Below are 1,026 nucleotides of genomic sequence, written 5' to 3' on the forward strand. Positions count from 1 at the left end.
CTGCGATGAACATGAAAAAGAACAACACCCGTTATCCGGTGCACAACGCTATTTGATACAGGTTAACTACGGTAATATCACGCCACAGACAAGCCTGTTTGCCCTGGATAAGGCGCTGCCTGCCCATGATCAGTGGCTATTTCATTTGGTGTTTGATTACGGTGAACGGGCAGGCTCACTGTATGAAGTCCCTGCGTTTCAGGCAGGATCGGCAAGCTGGACGGCTCGCCCCGATTGTTTCTCCCGTTTTGAATACGGTTTTGAAATCCGTACCCGCCGTTTGTGCCAACAAGTACTGATGTTCCATCACTTGGATGCGCTGGCAGGTAAAAATGAGGCCGGCGAAGTGCCGGCCTTAGTCTCACGTCTGATGCTGAGTTACGATCCCAATCACAGTATCAGTACCCTGGTTTCTGCCCGTCAGGTAGCACACGAGAATGACGGGACACCCGCCACCCTGCCGCCGCTGGAGCTGGATTATCAACGGCTGGATACAGCGTCGTTGCCGGCCTGGCAGCCCATGCCGCAGTTGGACAAGTTTAATCCACTCCAGCCTTATCAGTTCGTGGACCTGTATGGCGAAGGCTTACCGGGTATCCTTTATCAGGATGCTCCCCGCGCGTGGTGGTATCGCTCTCCCCAACGTGACACCCAGGCCGGAGAACACAATGCCGTGGCCTATGGGGAGATAAAACCGCTGCCGCAGATCCCCGCCCAGCAGAATAATGCCTCACTGATGGACCTCAACGGGGATGGCAAGCTGGATTGGGTCGTCACCTCTGCCGGAGTCAATGGCTATCACACGATGGCACCCGATGGGCAGTGGTCTCCTTTTATCCCATTATCCGCCCTGCCGGTTGAGTATTTTCACCCGCAGGCACAACTGGCTGACCTGACCGGGGCGGGACTGGCTGATTTGGTCATGATTGGACCCCGCAGTGTCCGTTTGTACGCTAACCAACCAACGGGCTGGAAAAAAGGCAGCACCGTTATCCAGTCCGACGGCATGACATTACCGATCCCCGG

Annotated in this window: 1 protein-coding gene; it reads left to right on the forward strand. The window is 55.6% G+C overall.

Annotated elements, in window-relative coordinates; translation table 11 throughout:
* On the forward strand, positions 1–1,026 hold a 1,026-nt coding region (locus Xenpb_RS19320; protein WP_304952561.1), incomplete at both ends, for a SpvB/TcaC N-terminal domain-containing protein.

The sequence above is a fragment of the Xenorhabdus sp. PB62.4 genome (assembly GCF_014467285.1).
In the GTDB taxonomy this organism is placed as follows: domain Bacteria; phylum Pseudomonadota; class Gammaproteobacteria; order Enterobacterales; family Enterobacteriaceae; genus Xenorhabdus.